The sequence below is a fragment of the Nonlabens sp. Asnod3-A02 genome (assembly GCF_045063755.1).
Classification (GTDB): Bacteria; Bacteroidota; Bacteroidia; order Flavobacteriales; family Flavobacteriaceae; genus Nonlabens; species Nonlabens xylanidelens.
On sequence record NZ_JBEFOC010000006.1, the window covers coordinates 88828 to 103187 of the forward strand.

Sequence of the window (14360 nt, forward strand, 5' to 3'; positions counted from 1 at the left end):
ATGAAATTAGACATACTTGCCATAGGCGCACATCCAGATGATATAGAATTAAGTTGTTCTGGTGTACTACTTAAAGAACAGTCTTTAGGAAAAAAAACAGGAGTACTAGACCTAACAAGAGGTGAATTAGGCTCAAGAGGTAGCGCTGAAATAAGAGATCAAGAAGCTGCTGCTGCTGCAAAAATCCTTAAACTATCAGTTAGAGAAAACCTAGCCTTCAAAGATGGTTTCTTTACAAATGATGAAGCACACCAATTAGAAATTATCAAAATAATTAGAAAGTACCGTCCAGAAATCATACTCTGTAACGCTGTTAAAGACAGGCATCCTGATCATGCTAAAGGTTCTGAATTAACTAGTGTTAGCTGTTTTCTATCCGGATTAAAAAGAATAGAAACTACATTAGATGGTATAGCACAAGAACACTGGAGACCTAAGCATGTCTATCATTATATTCAGTGGTTAGATATAGAGCCTGATTTTGTAGTTGACATATCTGGATTCATGGATCAAAAAATGGCATCGGTTCAAGCTTATGGAACACAATTTTTTAATCCCAATGATAGTGGACCTAAAACACCTATCAACTCAAAGAACTTTTTAGATTCTATAATGTATCGCAGCGCAAATTTCGGTAGGCTTATAGGTACTGAATATGCAGAAGGCTTTACATCTGAAAGACATCCTGCAGTGAATAGTATTTTTGATTTGAAATAATTTTCAAAAAAAAACAAGAAATTCGTTCACAGTATTAAGAATTATATTAAATTTGCATCCGCTAAACGCGAGTGGTTGAATTCTAGAGTTCCACTTTAAAAAACTCACATTGATATGGTGGTTGTAGCTCAGTTGGTTAGAGCGCTGGTTTGTGGTGCCGGAAGTCGCGGGTTCGAATCCCGTCTTCCACCCTAAAAGGTCTTAGTTTTTACTAAGACCTTTTTTTATTTTATAGAATCTCAAACTATAACATTGTACTTCTACTCTATTAAAAAAATAAATTAGAACATAATACAGTTCTTTTATTGCTACATAAATACTCAGTGATTTATTATAAGATTCTTAATATTATCAGATAAACGTAAACTATCCTTAAAACAAAGTTATAAAGCAATAAAGTGCACAAATGATAATCAAAATAAGCACTATTTATTCTACATTAATTCATTGCCACCACAATTCAATAAAATAACATTTGTTAAAATTTATTACATGTGGATCATATTTGCGTTTACAATAGGTATTTAAAATCGAACAAAACATACACTATTAAACCCCTTAAAACTTCCTATTAGAGCTTTATTGATAGAATTCTCGGTTCTAACCAACTTAACCCTACTAAATTAATAGGGAATTAAACTTAAATCTGTTAACCATCGATAAATTTTAACACACTTATCGATCGTATATTTTAAATCAAAAATGCATTTCATCGAAAAAAATCGACGTTTAAAAGCATAAAAAAAACCTCTGATCCATGACTATCAATAGGAATATGATAATATTTACGTTAAATAAGACTATTTCAAGTTTTATTTAAATATCTAGAATCATATGAAATTTCCTATACTTTTAAATCACCAAATAAATAATTTTTCAAACCCTTAAATCTTTTTATTATGAAAAAATCACTAATCAAACTTTCATTAATCGGACTAGCATCCTTTGCAATGCTATTTACTTCATGTGAACAAGATCAAGAAATCACAGTTGATCAAAAGGAAAGTACCTTAGAATTAGCTAAAAAACACGCTGAAAAAATAGGTTATAATCCAGACGATATTGACATCCGTGATTTTCACTATCCAGACGGTACCATTGAAAAAAGAATCTATATAGAAGATGACATCGCTCTATTAGAAGAACAGTTTTTTGCACTAGAACAAATTAACAGTTTCACAAAACAGTTCAGAACTAACAACCTTGTTACAGGTAATAACAGGACTATAGACATAGTAGGCTATACAGGTAATAATCAATACGGTCTTTCTAGCAAAGCTCAAACAGGTCTTAGATGGGCAGTAGCTAACTACAACAGACTTAACAATGTGACCCTAAATTTCAGATTAACTTTCGGAACTAATTTAAACAATGCAGATATGTATGTTTACGACACTTCGTTTAACACTTCTGATCAGGGTGGTGTTGCAGGTTTCCCTGATTCTAGCGGTAGACCTCATGATGCTATTCAAATTTACAACCTAGAAAGCTTTTCAACTAATGTAAATGAACACGTTATCACTCATGAAATAGGTCACTCTATAGGCTTTCGTCACAGTGATTGGTTTTCAAGACAGTCTTGTGGACAGAGTGGTGAGTCTGCAGGGTCTAATGGTGCAAACTACATCAGCGGTACTGTCAATGGATGGGACCCTACTAGTTTAATGAATGCTTGCTTCTCTGCTCAAAGTGATGGAGAATTTAATGCTAATGATAAAATTGCATTAGATCAAATGTACTAATCCAAAAACTATCATTCAATTAGCCTCAAGCTCGACCCTCACAGGTCGAGCTTTTTTAATTCCATTAATTCACATCCAATAAAACAATTTATCTATTTTCATCCTAATACTAATAACTTTAAGAGACATTTTTCAATAATCAACACTTCATTGACACACTGAAAAACCTTAAATAATCACACTAAATAACTTTTTTAACAATACCTTATATCTTAAAGGTTCGGTTTGTTCCGAACTTAATTAATACTTTTGTACCATAAATATTGAACTTATAAATAAGTTTTAAAAATGGAAAGTAACGTTTGTAAAAAAAGAATGGATTTAGTTGAGAAGCTAGGTGTACATTTAGAAGGTAGAGAACAACTTGCTCCTGTTGCGGCTCGCATCTTATCCTACATTATTCTAACTGGTAAAAAAGGAACCACATTTGAAGATATGGTACTTACACTTTGCGCTAGTAAAAGCACAGTTTCAACTCATTTGAATCATTTACAAGATTTAAATAAGATTAAATACTTCACTAAAACTGGCGATCGTAAAAAATATTTCGTGATTAATAAAGATACCATCATCCAACACATTGATAAAATGGTAAAACATTGGCGAGAGGAACGTGAAATTCATGAAGAAATAAAGGTGTACAAGGAATTACAAAACACCGATAAAATCGAAAATGAAGATGAAAAATTCGATTTGAGCTTTCATGATAATTATATCAACTTCATAGAAGATGCAAGCGCCTCTATACAAGCTTTAAGAAAAAAAATAACTGAAAATAAAATCAATATTTAAATACAAATAATAATGAAAAAGAATAATATATATTTCATACTAATGCTTAGTGTATTTTTCACATTAGCAGGTTGTGGTAGTAAAGAAGACCAAGCACCACCACAAGCACCACCTCCTAGCCTACCAATTACTACATTACAATTAAAGACAGTGACAGGCTACACGGATTACCCAGCAACTATAGAAGGTATAGTAAACAGTGATGTGAGAGCAAAAACATCTGGGTATATTGAAAAAGTATATGTAGATGAAGGTCAAAAAGTGCGTAAAGGCCAGCTATTATTTAAACTAGAGACACAATCTCTAAGTCAAGATGCTGGTGCTGCTAAAGCACGAATTAACGTTGCACAAGTAGAAGTTGATAAACTAATACCTCTTGTTGAGAAAAATATCATTAGCCCTGTGCAATTAGAAACAGCTAAAGCAAATCTTGCTCAAGCTAAAGCTAATTATAGTGGCGTTGCAGCAAATATTGGTTACGCAACAATAAAGAGTCCTATAGATGGATATGTAGGTTCCATTAACTTTAGGGAAGGGGCATTAATAAGCCCTAATGATGCAACAGCGTTAACTACAGTAAGTGAAATTGATCAAGTTTATGCTTTTTTTAGTTTTAACGAAGCTCAATACATAGATCATTTACAAAGATCTAAAGGAAAGAATAAAGAAGAACGTATTAAGAACTCACCTGACCTAAGCCTAATCTTAGCAAACGGAAAAGAATATTCTGAAAAAGGACGTATTCAAACTAGCACTGGGCAGATTAATCAAAATACAGGTACTATTCAAATAAGAGCAGCTTTTGCTAATCCTAATGAAATATTAACCAACGGTAATAGTGGTAAAATTAGATTCCCTATAGAATATAAAGATGCGATAGTAGTTCCGCAAAGTGCAACTTTTGAACAACAAGGAGATGTTTTAATATTCAAACTAGGTAAAGACAATACAGTTTCCACTACTATCTTAAAAGTACAAGGTAGTGTAGACAATTTATACGTTGTTGAATCTGGCTTAGAGATTAATGATAAAATCGTTATTTCAGGCGCTAGTAAATTGAAAAATGGAATGACCATTTCTCCGGTGGAAACTTCTTTTGAAGAAGCTACTAAACCTGTACCAACCTTATTTAGAAATTAGATTATAACTAAACATATTTATCATGTTAAAAACATTTATTGAAAGACCAGTACTTTCAACAGTTATTTCTATAATCATAGTTTTGTTAGGTGCAATAAGCATCGGTACATTACCTATAGAAGAATATCCTGATATTGCTCCTCCTACTATAAAAGTAACAGCTAGTTACACAGGGGCAAATGCAGAAACCGTATTAGAAAGTGTAATCATACCGATAGAAGAACAAATCAACGGTGTAGAAGGTATGACCTACATCACATCAACTGCATCAAACAATGGTACAGCAGAAATCACTGTTTACTTTGATCAAGAAATCGACGCAGATATTGCAGCTGTTAACGTTCAAAACCGTGTTGCTAGAGCAACACCTTTATTGCCACAAGAGGTTACACAAACAGGTGTAATTACTCAAAAGCAAGAAACGAGTGCATTAATGTTTATATCAATGTATTCTGACAGTGAAAATTACGACGCTACTTTTATTCAGAATTATTTAAAGATTAATGTAATTCCTGCTATGCAACGTATTAGTGGTGTTGGTGATGTTTCTGTATTCTCACAACAAGATTATGCAATGCGCATCTGGTTAAACCCAGAAAAACTAGCTTCTTATAATTTAATTCCTTCTGATATTTCTGCTGTATTAGATGAACAGAATCTAGAAGCTGCCGCCGGTTCATTAGGTGAAAATAATGGAGCCTCATTCTCATATGCTTTAACTTATAGCGGTCGTTTTAAATACGAAAGTCAATACAGTGATATTGTAATAAAAGCACTTGGAAATGGTGAGTTTTTAAGACTAAAAGATGTTGCAACCATAGAGTTAGATGCACAATCTTACTCTTCAAATGCAATGAGTTTAGGCCACCCTGCCGTTTTCATGGGAATCTTTCAAACTAAAGGTTCTAATGCACAGGAAATCATAGAAAACATAAAAATAACATTAGATGGGATTGAAAAAGATCTTCCTGATGGCTTAAATATTTTTGTACCTTATGATACTAGTTTATTTTTAAATGCATCCATTGAAAAAGTAATTCATACTTTACTAGAGGCATTTGTACTTGTATTCTTAGTAGTTTTCTTATTCCTACAAGACTTTAGATCTACTCTAATTCCTGCGATTGCCGTACCAGTTTCTATAATAGGTACTTTCTTCTTCCTAAATGTTTTTGGTTATTCGATTAACTTACTAACGCTATTTGCATTAGTCCTCGCGATAGGTATTGTGGTAGATGACGCCATTGTTGTTGTAGAAGCGGTTCATGCTAAACTAGATGAAGGTGAAAAGAATCCTAAGAATGCTACTCTAACTGCGATGAATGAAATCTCAGGTGCCATTATATCGATCACATTGGTAATGGCTGCTGTATTCATTCCAGTAACGTTTATAACTGGTCCTACTGGAGTATTTTATGAGCAATTTGGTGTTACTCTAATTATTGCAATTTTAATTTCTGCTGTTAATGCATTAACACTAAGTCCTGCTCTTTGTGCGCTATTATTAAAAGGCCACAATGAAGATGAAGAACTGAAAAGCAAAGGTCCTGTAAAACGTTTTTACGCTTTATTTAACCGTGGATTTAATGCTACTATAGAAAGGTATGGAAGATCAATTCAGTTCTTATATAAAAAGAAAATCATATCTGGAATATTATTGATTATTGCTGTGGTTGGAATCTATTGGGCTGCAAACACTACACCTACTGGTTTTGTACCTAATGAAGATAGAGGTATAATCTTTGCCAATATAGAACTTCCTGCTGGAGCATCATTAGATAGAACAGATGCTGTTGCGAGACAATTGTATTCTAAAATTGAAGGTTTAGAAGGTATAGTAGGTGTTAACTTTATTAAAGGTAGAAGTATCATTAATGGTTCTGGTAGTAATTATGGTTTTGGAATTATTAAATTAGAAAACTGGAGTGATAGAGAAGATCCATCACTATCTGCTCAAGCTATTACTGGAAAACTATTTGGAATTTCAGCAAGTATACCTGAAGCAAATATCATTTTCTTCTCACCACCTAGTATTCGTGGGTTTGGTAATGCTTCTGGTTTTGAAGTAAATTTATTAGATAAATTTGGAGGTGAATTCAAAGACCTGGATCAAGCAAATAAAGATTTTGCTGCCGCGTTAATGCAACATCCAGAAGTGAAATATGCACAATCTGCATTTAGCACTAACTATCCACAATACGAAATGGAAGTTAATGTACCATTAGCTAAAGAAAAAGGAGTGTCTGTATCGAGTATATTTTCAACACTACAAGGTTATATAGGTGGTGTTTATGCCTCAGATTTTTCAAAATTCGGTAAACAATTCAGAGTATATATTCAGGCATTACCAGAAGATAGAGCTGATGTAAGTGCATTAAATAGCATGTATGTTAGAACGGACTCTGGCGAAATGACACCTATTACACAGTTTGTAAATTTAAAACGTGTTTATGGCCCACAGTCGGTAACTCGTTTCAACCTATTTAATTCTACAAGTATTACTGGTGCTACTAACGATGGCTTTAGTACAGGTGATGCAATTAGAGTTATTGAAGAAGAAGCTGCAAAATTACCGAGTAATTATACCATTGCTTATTCTGGTTTAACTCGTGAAGAGGTGAGCGCTGGAAGTCAGACAATATTCATATTCATTTTAAGTATTGTATTTGTTTACTTCTTGCTTAGTGCACAATATGAAAGTTACTTATTACCATTTGCAGTCGTACTATCCCTACCTTTTGGAGTATTCGGAGCTTATATAAGTACTAAGTTGTTAGGACTGGAAAATAATATATATTTTCAAATAGCATTAATTATGCTTATCGGTTTATTAGCTAAAAATGCCATACTTATTGTGGAGGTTGCGTTACAAAAACGTAGAAACGGTGAGTCTATAGTAGACGCAGCTATCGATGGAGCAAAATCTCGTTTACGTCCTATTCTAATGACATCATTTGCCTTTATACTCGGACTAATGCCTCTTGTACTAGCATCTGGAGTAGGATCAGAAGGAAATAAATCAATAGGTACTGGTGCAGTAGGTGGTTTACTTATAGGTACCCTAATAGGTGTATTTGTTATTCCTATCCTATTTATATTATTTCAATGGTTACAAGAAAAAATTTCTGGTCAACCACAGGTAAAAACTATTGAAGATTAAAAACTATGAAATTTAAAATATCACATAGAATTGTAAATAAAGGAATCTTATTATTAATCATCTTGGTAACACTGCAAAGTTGTTTTGTTGCCAAGGATTATGTAAGACCTGAACTTACTAAAGAGACAGAAGCTCTTTATAGAACTGAAAACCTACCTTCAGATAGTGTCTCTATTGCAAATTTATCTTGGAAAACCTTGTTTAAAGATCCATACCTTCAACAGTATGTTGAAGATGGTCTTAAAAACAACATGGATGTACGTATAGCAATACAACAAATGATTGCCGCACAAGCTTATGCAAAACAAGGAAAAGCAGGGTTCTTGCCTACTTTGAATGTGGGTCCTAATTACACGAGACAGGAGTTCTCTGAAAATAGCCAGTTTGGCTCTATTTTTAGTGGAGGGTTAGACACTTATGACGTTACTGCAAATTTATCTTGGGAAGCAGATATCTGGGGTAAAATAAGAAGTAATAAAAGAGCCACTCAAGCATCATATTTGCAAAGTGTTGCAGCTCATCAAGCAGTTAAGACCCAGCTTATATCTAGTATTGCAAATACTTACTATAACTTATTAGCTCTAGACGCTCAATTAGAAATAACTAAGAAGACTATTGAAACTAGACAAAGTGGTGTAGAAACTATAAAAGCATTAAAAGATGCTGGACAGGTAACGCAGGTTGCTGTAGATCAGAATATTGCACAATACAATAATGCAAGAGCTCTACAAGTAGATATTGAAACAGCTATTTTCAAAACTGAAAACATGCTTAGTATATTGCTAGGGAGATCACCTCAACATTTTGAAAGAAGCTCACTCGATCTTCAAAATCTAGAACAAGAAACCATGTTAGGTGTACCAGCTACATTGTTAAGCAATAGACCAGATGTAATGGCAGCAGAGTATAGTCTAATTCAATCTTTTGAGTTGACTAACGTAGCTAATAGTAGTTTCTACCCATCTTTAACATTAACTGCATCAGGAGGTTTACAAAGTTTACAGCTAGAAGATTTATTTAAAACTAATTCTTTATTTGCAAATATAATAGGAGGATTAACACAGCCTCTTTTAAACCAGCGTAAACTTAAAACTCAAAAAGAAGTAGCCCTAGCAAATCAAGAAAGCGCTCTTATTAATTTTAAGAAAACGCTATTGACTGCTGGTAATGAAGTATCAAATGCTTTATATAGTTATGAAAACGAGGTCAAAAAATTTGAGTTCAGAAAAAACGAAGTCGAGGCTTTGAGAACTGCCGAAACAAATTCTGAAGAGTTACTCAAAAATGGGTACGCTACCTATTTAGATTTATTAACAGCTAGAGAAAGTGCCTTAACGGCAGAGCTTAATGTAATCGACAGTAAACTATTACAGCTTACATCTATAGTAGATCTATATGAAGCTCTGGGAGGTGGATGGAGATAATAACTACTAAGTGAGTAGTATATTTATTGTACTAGCAATAATATAAAAGGAGGATTGGGGTATGATTAGTCACACTCAATCCTCCTTTTTTTTTACTTTATTTCAAGTTTTATAAGATTACTTATATGAAAGAGCATGGCTTATATTAAAATGACCACTCACTTTCATTGAAAATTACATTACAATGATTCCAAGAATCAATATTCAAGACATAAAAAAAGACTTATCATTTTAAATGATAAGTCTTTTGTTGTGACCTCGACAGGATTCAAACCTGTAACCTCTTGAGCCGTAATCAAGTGCGCTATTCAGTTGCGCCACGAGGCCATTTTTAATTACTTTAAGGTAGCAATTTAAAATAAGTTTTAAACTTATCACCTTTGCCTCCGAACATATCATTCTTTAGCGGCTGCAAATATAGTTTAATTTAAAAATACAACAAGGCTTTTTTTGAATAAATTTTAAAAAATAAATTTTAGAGTATCAATAACCCCTTCTACTTCTAATTAAATACCACTTCATAACCTAATACAGTAAACCCTTTTTTATATTTATCGCATGAATAACACAACTCTCTCTAAATTTATTAAAGACATACCTAACTTTCCTAAAGAAGGAATCGTTTTTAAAGATATTTCTCCTCTACTAGCCTCAAAAGAAGCGAGGGAATCGATGACTCAATCTCTTATTGCGCCTTATAAGGATAAAAATATAGACGTAGTAATAGGCATAGAATCTAGAGGTTTTCTTTTTGGAATGTTAATGGCCGATGCTCTAAACGCAAAATTTGTAATGATGCGTAAACCTGGTAAATTACCAGGAGAGATCATATCTCAAGAATATCAATTAGAATACGGCACAGATACTCTTGAAATACAAAAAGACAGCTTATCATCACGCGATAATGTCTTGATCCATGATGATGTACTTGCCACTGGTGGTACTGCAGCAGCTGCCTTATCATTAGTAGAACAAACTGGTGCCACAACAGTAGGCTACAGTTTCATAATAGAACTGGACTTTTTAAAGGGTAAAAATCTTTTAAAAAATCCTAACGTCCATTCTATTTTACACTATTAATTAAGAGCCAGACTATTCCAGCTAGACTGAAAATCTTTATCAAACAAAATAGCTTTGTGCTTTGCGGTTCTTAAACCCTTATATCTTTTATATTGTTTAGGGCTTAAGAATTGTATTGCATTATTTTTCATCCCCAATGCGCTATTAATTTTGGTACGTTGTAATTCACTTAACGGTAAGTATTTATAATCGCTATGCTTGAGGTAATAGTCCTCATCTTTGCTCGATGCATAATAGGATTTATCAAGGCCTATTAATTTCATATCTCTACGGCTGGCAAATTGATCTAGCTGCTCATTACTAGTCACTGTATCATCATAAGTTACCTTTACGACCTCATATCCCTTCATAAAACCAGCCTCTGTATTTAACACCCCTAGTTGTGAACCCAGTTCTTTCTCTCCAGTCCAGAAACAGTACATACTATAATAACGATCTTGTTGACTAGCACTACTCACATGCAGCTCTTCTCCTAACAGTTTCATATAAGCAGGCACTTCTTTCTTATAAATAACCAGCGCCTCTTCCATAGCGGTGTAAAGTCCTTGGGCTGTATAATTACCTGCTACACGTTTTACCATTTTATCTCCTTTATCATTTACAATGTTAACCACAGGATTGTTCCAGGCACTTTCTGTATATTTTTCTAAAATTACACGATCCTTACCTCCTTTATTATTATAAATGGCAAGTGGTACAAATTCATTTTCGATAACTTCCGTCATTAAGGGATTACTCAATACATCCTTACCATAGTTTTGGCAAGTAGAACAGCCTGGTACCTCTTGAAATAAAATTAAAACTGGCTTTCCAGACTCTTTAGAGCTTTTAAGAGCCTGATCATAATCTCTATACCATGAAACTTTACCTAACTCTGTAGGTTGATTAGATGGATTTGTACGTGTTTGCGCTGTGGACATTGCTATACCAACTAATAAAAATGCGCAACATTGAATTGTCTTTAAAATATTCATATCTTTTTCCTTTGATTTAAAGGTAAATGAAGAATATATAAGAAGTATCACGGTAGTATAAACTTTGTACTATCTATTATGTTTATTGGGTTTCCGCTTTCGCGAAAGCGAGAATCAAACTAACCCTATTCACCTAACACTTCTGATGCCCACTCAATAGCTTCTAAAACAGTAGAAGCCACCATAAATCTCTTTGCATAAAATTTACTCTCAAAAAGTGCTGTTTTCTTACCTATTAAGGAAGTAGTGATAATACAAACTCCTAGTAGGTTATCAATTTTTGAAGTTTCTAAGTAGGTTATAGGATTTACAGTATACTCCAGCGTACGATTAGAAATGTACACCCAATTTTTATCTGTAAAATGATTCAAGATAATGTCTCGCATCTCGTCATTATTCTCTGGCTTAAGAACAACACCTTCATTTATTTGAGCAATTACATAATTCCCAAATATAAAAAGCTCACCATAATCTAGATTATGATATAAAATTCGTGACATAAATAGGTTAGTTTATTGCCGGCAAAACTAACATTAACTTTTATCACCAACTCCATCTACTATACTAAATAGCAATTAATTAACATTTAAGATTACCGTGATCGATTTTTTTCAAGGACACGATCCATACAATTAATCCCATCTATTCCAGCACTAATAATACCACCGGCATATCCTGCACCTTCTGCACAAGGATAAAGCCCTTTAATATCAACATGTTCGAGAGTTATAGGGTCTCTAGGTATATTGATAGGTGAACTGGTTCTACTTTCTGGGGCATGCAATACAGCATCATTAGTATAATACCCTTTCATCTTTTTACCGAATGCTACAAAAGCAATCCTTAAACGACTCGCTAACATGTCTGGCAATACTTTATTTAAATCTACACTAGTTAATCCAGGATGGTAAGAAGTTTTAGGGAAATCTGTAGATACCTTTCCTTCTACAAAATCCATCATGCGTTGTGCCGGTACTCGTTGCGTTTTTCCTGCTGCAACCCAACAATCGTATTCTACTTGTTTTTGAAAATCTAGTGACACAAATGGATCGTTAGGGTTATTAGGGTCATAATTAGGAAGATCTTCTGGAGAGACGCTTACCACTATCCCACTATTAGAATAAGGATTATTACGTTTACTAGGGCTCCAGCCATTAGTAACTACCTCTTCTGTATCTGTAGCACATGGAGCAATTATACCGCCAGGACACATACAGAAAGAGTAAACACCCATACCATCTACCTGCTCTACTAGGCTGTAACTAGCTGGAGGCAAATATGGATTTTGATCGTCTCCATGGTATTGAATCTGGTCTATAAGCTCTTGTTGATGCTCTATTCTTACCCCTATTGCAAATGGTTTTGCAAGAATCTTTACATCTCTTTTATGCAGTAAATTGAATATATCTCTAGCAGAGTGTCCAGTAGCTAGAATTACATTATCGTACTCCTTCCACTCTACATCATTAACTTGTATCGCTTTGATTTTATTATTCTCATGACGTAGGTCGGTCATTTTGGACTCAAAATGCACCTCTCCTCCAGCCTCAAGAATAGCTTCTCTCATAGAGGTAATAATTTGTGGCAGTTTATTAGTCCCTATATGTGGATGCGCATCTACTAGAATATCTGGCGTCGCACCAAAATCTACAAACCACTCTAACGCTTTAAGAACGTTACCTCGTTTCTTTGATCTAGTATATAATTTACCATCACTATAAGTACCTGCTCCACCTTCTCCATAACAGTAATTTGATTCTGGATTAACAGTATGATCTTTATTAATCGCAGCGAGATCACGTCTTCTAGAACGTACATCTTTACCTCTTTCATAAACTATAGGTTTAAGACCACCTTCTACAGCTCTTAAAGCGGCATATAACCCAGCTGGTCCAGCACCTATTATAGCTACTTCAGTGGCAGCAGCAACATCTTGTATTTTATAGACTTCTCTTTCAGGGATTTCTTCTCCTGTAAGCCATAATTCTATTTGCAAGTTGTACTTTACTTTCTTCTGTCTCGCGTCTATAGATCTTTTTCTAACGTTCCATTTTTGAACGTCATCCATACGCAGGTCTATTTTTTCAAAAACCTTATGTAGTATATGATCTTCGTCTTCAAGGTGATGCGGTAAAACAGAAATTTGCACTAGTTTGCTCATGTGACAAAGGTAATAGAGAACATACCAATAAAAGGAAAACATATAAATGAAAAAAAGCCTTTTCCACAAATATGAAAAAGGCTTTTATTAAAACAGTATATAGATTTATTTACTGTACTTCTTTAAATTCTCTATTTGTGTTTCTATGGCTGTTTTAAATTCTGCCTTCATTCTATTGAGTAAGTCAGTTACTGGTACCGAATCCTTAATGGTAGCACTACCTTGTCCTGCGCTCCATATCGTTTTCCATGCTTTGGCCTCGGTATTCATTTCCTTACCAAAGTCAATTTTTACCTTGGCCTTCATTTGCTCTTCTGTAATACCAGCTGCATTTAAACTAGCGCCTAAAAAGTTTGCACTAACTCCAGAAATAGCAGCTGTATAAACTATATCGCTGCAACCAGCCTCGATAATCATATCACGATAATCATCTGTCGCCTTAGACTCATCTGTATTTATAAAACGTGTACCCATGTAAGCGAGATCTGCACCCATTTGTAATGCACTAGCTACATCCTGACCAGAGCTCATCGCGCCAGAAAGTAAAATAGTTCCTTTAAAAAACTCTTTAGTCTCTCTTATAAAAGGCATAGGATTATTAGTCCCAGCATGACCACCTGCTCCTGCACAAACTAATATTAATCCGTCCACACCAGCTTCTTGAGCTTTTTGAGCATGACGTTTCTTAATTACATCATGAAATACAATTCCTCCATAACTATGTACAGCATCTACCACATCGCTCACAGCACCTAATGAGGTGATAATAAGTGGCACTTTATGTTTTACACACAGTCTTAAATCTGCTTCTAATCTTGGATTACTTCCATGAACGATAAGATTAACACCAAAAGGTGCCGCCGTCTTTCCTGTTTCTTTTTCCCATTGGGATAATTCCTCTTTTATCTGTATCAACCATTCTTCAAAACCTTCACTAGAACGCTGATTAAGTGCTGGAAAAGTACCTACGATACCATTTTTACAGCAAGAAATAACTAATTCTGGTCCAGAAATTAAAAACATAGGTGCTGCAACAACTGGCAACGATAGTTTATTTGTGAATTGTGAAGTGGTCATAAATATTGTTTTCATCAAAGTTAACAAAGTATTACTATGTATGCATAATAAATTAAACAGATCTTTAAAAAACTACCTTCTGCACGAACTAAT

At 34.1% G+C, this 14360-nt stretch carries 11 protein-coding genes and 2 tRNA genes; 8 read left to right on the top strand and 5 right to left on the bottom strand.

What is annotated here, in order from left to right; translation table 11 throughout:
• From bshB1 to ACJJVN_RS01525, 7 genes are all read left to right on the top strand, one after another.
• On the top strand, positions 1 to 717 hold the full coding sequence (bshB1, locus tag ACJJVN_RS01495; protein ID WP_405376919.1) for a bacillithiol biosynthesis deacetylase BshB1: 717 nt from the start codon (positions 1 to 3) through the stop codon (positions 715 to 717).
• 116 nt (positions 718 to 833) lie between these two features.
• Positions 834 to 909: transfer RNA gene (locus ACJJVN_RS01500), tRNA-His, on the top strand.
• 707 nt (positions 910 to 1616) lie between these two features.
• The gene (locus ACJJVN_RS01505) at positions 1617 to 2459 is read left to right on the top strand and encodes a M57 family metalloprotease (protein WP_405371118.1); all 843 of its coding nucleotides are present in this window, start codon (positions 1617 to 1619) and stop codon (positions 2457 to 2459) included.
• A gap of 288 nt (positions 2460 to 2747) precedes the next feature.
• Complete coding sequence (locus ACJJVN_RS01510) at positions 2748 to 3251, top strand: GbsR/MarR family transcriptional regulator (RefSeq protein ID WP_104516657.1); 504 nt, start codon at positions 2748 to 2750, stop codon at positions 3249 to 3251.
• 12 nt (positions 3252 to 3263) lie between these two features.
• Positions 3264 to 4391, top strand: coding sequence for an efflux RND transporter periplasmic adaptor subunit (locus tag ACJJVN_RS01515; protein WP_405376920.1), 1128 nt, complete (start codon positions 3264 to 3266; stop codon positions 4389 to 4391).
• Positions 4392 to 4413: 22 nt separating this feature from the next.
• Entirely contained in the window at positions 4414 to 7551 is a 3138-nt protein-coding gene (locus ACJJVN_RS01520; RefSeq protein WP_405376921.1) for an efflux RND transporter permease subunit, read from the top strand.
• A 5-nt stretch (positions 7552 to 7556) separates the two neighbouring features.
• Positions 7557 to 8975, top strand: coding sequence for an efflux transporter outer membrane subunit (locus tag ACJJVN_RS01525; RefSeq protein ID WP_405371115.1), 1419 nt, complete (start codon positions 7557 to 7559; stop codon positions 8973 to 8975).
• Positions 8976 to 9228: 253 nt separating this feature from the next.
• Here the strand turns inward: ACJJVN_RS01525 and ACJJVN_RS01530 are convergent.
• Positions 9229 to 9302, bottom strand: a tRNA-Arg gene (locus tag ACJJVN_RS01530).
• 231 nt (positions 9303 to 9533) lie between these two features.
• Here ACJJVN_RS01530 and ACJJVN_RS01535 point away from each other — a divergent pair.
• Positions 9534 to 10055 carry an adenine phosphoribosyltransferase gene (locus ACJJVN_RS01535; protein ID WP_405376922.1) on the top strand — a complete coding sequence of 174 codons (522 nt, stop codon included), beginning with the start codon at positions 9534 to 9536 and terminating at the stop codon, positions 10053 to 10055.
• On the opposite strand, the gene ACJJVN_RS01540 is transcribed toward ACJJVN_RS01535, so the two are convergent.
• The 4 genes from ACJJVN_RS01540 to ACJJVN_RS01555 form a co-directional block, all read right to left on the bottom strand.
• Complete coding sequence (locus ACJJVN_RS01540) at positions 10052 to 10975, bottom strand: VPGUxxT family thioredoxin-like (seleno)protein, type 2 (protein WP_405376923.1); 924 nt, start codon at positions 10973 to 10975, stop codon at positions 10052 to 10054. The two genes, ACJJVN_RS01535 and ACJJVN_RS01540, sit on opposite strands and share 4 nt — an antisense overlap.
• A 179-nt stretch (positions 10976 to 11154) precedes the next feature.
• Positions 11155 to 11529, bottom strand: a complete 375-nt coding sequence (locus tag ACJJVN_RS01545; protein WP_405371113.1) for a hypothetical protein — start codon at positions 11527 to 11529, stop codon at positions 11155 to 11157.
• Positions 11530 to 11621: 92 nt separating this feature from the next.
• Complete coding sequence (locus ACJJVN_RS01550) at positions 11622 to 13190, bottom strand: NAD(P)/FAD-dependent oxidoreductase (protein WP_405376924.1); 1569 nt, start codon at positions 13188 to 13190, stop codon at positions 11622 to 11624.
• Between the two features lie 105 nt (positions 13191 to 13295).
• Entirely contained in the window at positions 13296 to 14267 is a 972-nt protein-coding gene (locus ACJJVN_RS01555; protein WP_104516688.1) for a nitronate monooxygenase family protein, read from the bottom strand.
• Positions 14268 to 14360: the final 93 nt, after the last annotated feature.

Coding starts and splice junctions, on each gene's coding strand:
- bshB1 (WP_405376919.1), top strand. CDS start 1: ATGAAATTAGACATACTTGCCATAGGCGCACATCCAGATGATATAGAA.
- ACJJVN_RS01505 (WP_405371118.1), top strand. CDS start 1,617: ATGAAAAAATCACTAATCAAACTTTCATTAATCGGACTAGCATCCTTT.
- ACJJVN_RS01510 (WP_104516657.1), top strand. CDS start 2,748: ATGGAAAGTAACGTTTGTAAAAAAAGAATGGATTTAGTTGAGAAGCTA.
- ACJJVN_RS01515 (WP_405376920.1), top strand. CDS start 3,264: ATGAAAAAGAATAATATATATTTCATACTAATGCTTAGTGTATTTTTC.
- ACJJVN_RS01520 (WP_405376921.1), top strand. CDS start 4,414: ATGTTAAAAACATTTATTGAAAGACCAGTACTTTCAACAGTTATTTCT.
- ACJJVN_RS01525 (WP_405371115.1), top strand. CDS start 7,557: ATGAAATTTAAAATATCACATAGAATTGTAAATAAAGGAATCTTATTA.
- ACJJVN_RS01535 (WP_405376922.1), top strand. CDS start 9,534: ATGAATAACACAACTCTCTCTAAATTTATTAAAGACATACCTAACTTT.
- ACJJVN_RS01540 (WP_405376923.1), bottom strand. CDS start 10,975: ATGTCCACAGCGCAAACACGTACAAATCCATCTAATCAACCTACAGAG.
- ACJJVN_RS01545 (WP_405371113.1), bottom strand. CDS start 11,529: ATGTCACGAATTTTATATCATAATCTAGATTATGGTGAGCTTTTTATA.
- ACJJVN_RS01550 (WP_405376924.1), bottom strand. CDS start 13,190: ATGAGCAAACTAGTGCAAATTTCTGTTTTACCGCATCACCTTGAAGAC.
- ACJJVN_RS01555 (WP_104516688.1), bottom strand. CDS start 14,267: ATGACCACTTCACAATTCACAAATAAACTATCGTTGCCAGTTGTTGCA.